3 protein-coding genes are annotated in these 3,757 nt (G+C 29.2%); all 3 read right to left on the reverse strand.

The annotated features are described in order from the left end of the window. Window positions 1–164 precede the first annotated feature (164 nt). The 3 genes from BN350_RS14740 to BN350_RS14755 all read right to left on the reverse strand — a co-directional run bounded on the left by BN350_RS14740 (window position 165) and on the right by BN350_RS14755 (window position 2,785). Window positions 165–1,004 carry a Cof-type HAD-IIB family hydrolase gene (locus BN350_RS14740; protein WP_028044295.1) on the reverse strand — a complete coding sequence of 280 codons (840 nt, stop codon included), beginning with the start codon at window positions 1,002–1,004 and terminating at the stop codon, window positions 165–167. A 368-nt stretch (window positions 1,005–1,372) separates the two neighbouring features. After that, window positions 1,373–2,026, reverse strand: coding sequence for an HAD family hydrolase (locus BN350_RS14750; protein ID WP_028044296.1), 654 nt, complete (start codon window positions 2,024–2,026; stop codon window positions 1,373–1,375). A 12-nt stretch (window positions 2,027–2,038) separates the two neighbouring features. After that, window positions 2,039–2,785, reverse strand: coding sequence for an EFR1 family ferrodoxin (locus BN350_RS14755; protein ID WP_028044297.1), 747 nt, complete (start codon window positions 2,783–2,785; stop codon window positions 2,039–2,041). Between the last annotated feature and the right edge of the window lie 972 nt (window positions 2,786–3,757).

The raw sequence follows: 3,757 nt of genomic DNA on the forward strand, positions 1-3,757 counted from the left end.
GACAGATAGGCTTATTGCGCCCAAAAACATAAAAAAATGAAAATATGATTAATTATCACCTGAAATATAAAGAAGAGGTGTTTTTTTATTGACCAAATTCAAAACAAAAAAAAGAAGCTGAACGAAATCAACCTTTAAAAAGTTATTTCGTTACAGCCTCCTTCTTAGTTCATATATTTTTCTAATGTAACTGCAATACCATCTTCATCGTTAGATAATGTCACTTCATCAGCGATATCTTTTAAGTCCTGTACTGCATTCGCCATAGCCACACCAATACCAGCATAATTAACCATTGATGCATCATTATGACCATCCCCAAAAGCAATCATTTCTTCTTTCTTATAGCCCATTGGAATAAGAACTGTATCTAGTGCTTTCGCTTTATCAATACCCGGAGCTGTAAATTCAAAATAGAATGGACCAGTAAACATACAACTTAACTTATCTCTAAATGGTTCCATCATTTCTTCATAATGAGACTGTAAATATTCAGGATCACTTGTCGTTAAAATCTTATTCAACTCAAAATCTACAAATTCAGCCAAATCATCTATTTCACATAATTTAAATTTTCCACCTCTTGATTCATATTGAATAACATCAAATGGTGCCCCATTAAACATAATCATATTATCATATACATTATTCACATACATGTATTCACCTTTATCAATCATTGGACGTACTTTATCAAACTTCTTCATATGTTCTAGAACAGCTTTACCTTCTTCAACACTTAATGCTTGATTAAAAAGAGTTTCCATTGTCTCACAATCAATAACCTTAGAACCATTATAAGATACCAATAGTCCATGATGTTTATGCATTTCTAACTCTTTAGCAATATCAAGCAAACCAGAAGTTGGTCTGCCAGAAGCAAGAATCAAAATAGCACCTTGTTCCTCTGCCTTTAATAAAGTTTGCTTTGTTAGAGGTGTAATCACTTTGTTCGTATTTGTCAATGTCCCATCTACATCCATTATAATAACTTTTATACTCATTCCATTTCCTCCTATATAAGACTATCATATAATATTTCCAATAACTATCAAGTGAAACAAACAAAATATGAAAAATATATTAACTCTATTAGTTATAAAATAAAACTAATGTAATAAGAAATTATAAAGTTCATCACAACAAATAATAGTAATTTAAATATGTTGTTGAATCATGGTATAATGATTATATGAAAGCGAGGTGGCAACATCATGATAATACCTATTATAAGTTATATCTGTTTATTTATGTTTCCTTTTTTCATGTATCATACTCTTAAGAAATTGAGTGATATAAGAGACCTTTTAAAAGAACAAAATAAACTATTAAGTAGAACATTAGAAACAGAAAAAACAGAAAATTAATATCATTATAAATATTGAAAGACATCTAATAATGATTCTATCGCTGTTATATATGAATCATCTACATGATTTTGTCCAATAAGGAATGCACGCATTCCTACTGATTTTGCAGCTTCCATATCTTTATTTAAACTATCACCAATATAAATAGCTTCATTTGCTTTAAGTTTTGTTATTTCTAAGGCTTTTTCAAACATTTCTTTAGCCGGCTTATAATAATGTGTCATTTCACTTGTAATGATTCCTTTTGGTTCTAATTCTAGATTCTTCATACTTTCTTGAACATAGCAGGTATCATTATTTGTAATAATATAAATAGGCAATGGACATTGTTCAAAGAAATCATATGAATCATCATAAGCTGGAGTATGTATCCAATGTTGTACTAAAAGATCACAATATTCATGACTATCTCCATTAATTTGAAGTTCTTGTTGCATAAATTCAAAAACCTCTAATGCAATATCATATTCTTTTTTATAGTTTTTTCCATTATATTGTTTTAGTAACTCATCATGTTTTTGATACCACATTTTTGCTACCTTCTGAGGATCCTTTACATCAGAGTTTTCAACACATTTTTGAATAAGTGCATCAATATATTCACTTTCCTCATGCACTAACGTTCCCATATGATCAATAAATATTGCTTTTAACATCTCTATTACCTCCTAAAAGAAATCATTTTTCTTAGCTATCTCGCAAACATTTTTTAACTTTTTTGTTAGTACTGCAATCATCGAACTTTCACATTTTCTTGCATGTTGTGGACATACTTTCACACAACGCATACAAGATATACAAATATCTCTATTTGTTTGATTTGGTGTTATCATTGAAATAGCCCCTATAGGACATAGTTTAGCACATATTCCACATTCTGTACATTTTTTTGTAGTAATTGGAATCACATGAGCAACACTATATTCACGATATGGCATATTTCCAGAAACTTGTATATTTTCTATAGGACGAGTTAATCGTTCTTTTAATTTCTTAACATATTCCACAATTTCTTGTAGGTCTTTATCATTTGGTCTTCCTTTCCCAAATTCGTGGATAATAGAATGTTCACAAACTATTCCCATTGCACCAATACAAATAAAGCCATTGTCAGTAACAATATTTTTCAATTCTAACAACGTATCTTCATAAGCCCTATTGCCATATGTCACAACAATAATAGCAGGCGTTTGATGACCTTTCATCATTTTTAAACGTTCTCGTGCAATCTTTGCAACCCTTCCTCCAAACGAAGGTACACCTATAACACATAAATCATTTGTTTTGAATTCCAAATGATAATCTGATTGTAAAACTGAAATGTCTATGTCTTTATGTTGTTCAAATTGCTCACTAATGAAAGTTGTGACTCTTTGTGTACTTCCAGTAGGACTAAAATATACATTATAATTCATTGTCTCATATCCCTTCTAACACATTATATTCTCTTTAGAGTTTAGTATAATCCCAATTCTAAAAATCCGCAATACGATAAACTTTAATTTTTTTATCATCTCACTGTTCCCTGATCACAATACTCTAACTCCAGTAGAAAATGATAATCTCAATTATGTTATTGCTGCTATTGGACTGTCTATAAGTTTATTACCCTGTTTCTTCTATAACATTTGATTTATTTCATGATGATTCTAACATATACTGCAGTCATGTCTCTAACCCTTGCTGGCAACAGTCTTTCATTATATCCCATTCTTCTTACTATAAGCACAATATACTGTTATTTTCTTTTTAACACCATGTATTCTATGATTTCAATATATCCTTGTTTTCACTTAATGGTATCTAATATTAATAATCGTTTACATGATAATATGAGTCAAAGTTAATGGTATGATCCAAATAAACTCCCATATACCTTATAAATCATAAATTGATAGACACTAATATCATTATGAACACTTAATACATCATTAAGTGATAATTCTTTATAATAGATATGGATTAAGAAATAGCAATCTTAGGCATAATGAACTCCTTTCAATAAAATAATAAAAAGGATAAAACAAAGACACATATCACATGCATATTCATTTCATCCTAAAAAGTTCCAATCCGCCATTGTCTCACAGCAAATATTTTACATAGTGCTATCAGTAAATATGTTGCATAAATTATTCAACAAATTCGAATTCCTAGAAAATGACGAAAATCAATTATCTATAAAATATCGAATCGCAACAATATGTATTTTTATCAACATATGATTCTATAGTTTTCATTCATTACCGTTATTTAACACATCGAGTATATCTTTTTCATTTTCTATACTAAAGATTCTAATCTTTAACTGATTCAGTTGCTCTGTATCACTGTTTTCTATCTCTAATTCAATATTTGGTGATAATTTCCCTAATTTTAATTTAAGC

This window comes from Candidatus Stoquefichus massiliensis AP9, assembly GCF_000455285.1.
In the GTDB taxonomy this organism is placed as follows: domain Bacteria; phylum Bacillota_I; class Bacilli_A; order Erysipelotrichales; family Coprobacillaceae; genus Stoquefichus; species Stoquefichus massiliensis.

Bases quoted from the DNA above. Each gene is read 5' to 3' on its own strand.
- BN350_RS14740 (WP_028044295.1), bottom strand. From the start codon at position 1,004: ATGAGTATAAAAGTTATTATAATGGATGTAGATGGGACATTGACAAAT.
- BN350_RS14750 (WP_028044296.1), bottom strand. From the start codon at position 2,026: ATGTTAAAAGCAATATTTATTGATCATATGGGAACGTTAGTGCATGAG.
- BN350_RS14755 (WP_028044297.1), bottom strand. From the start codon at position 2,785: ATGAATTATAATGTATATTTTAGTCCTACTGGAAGTACACAAAGAGTC.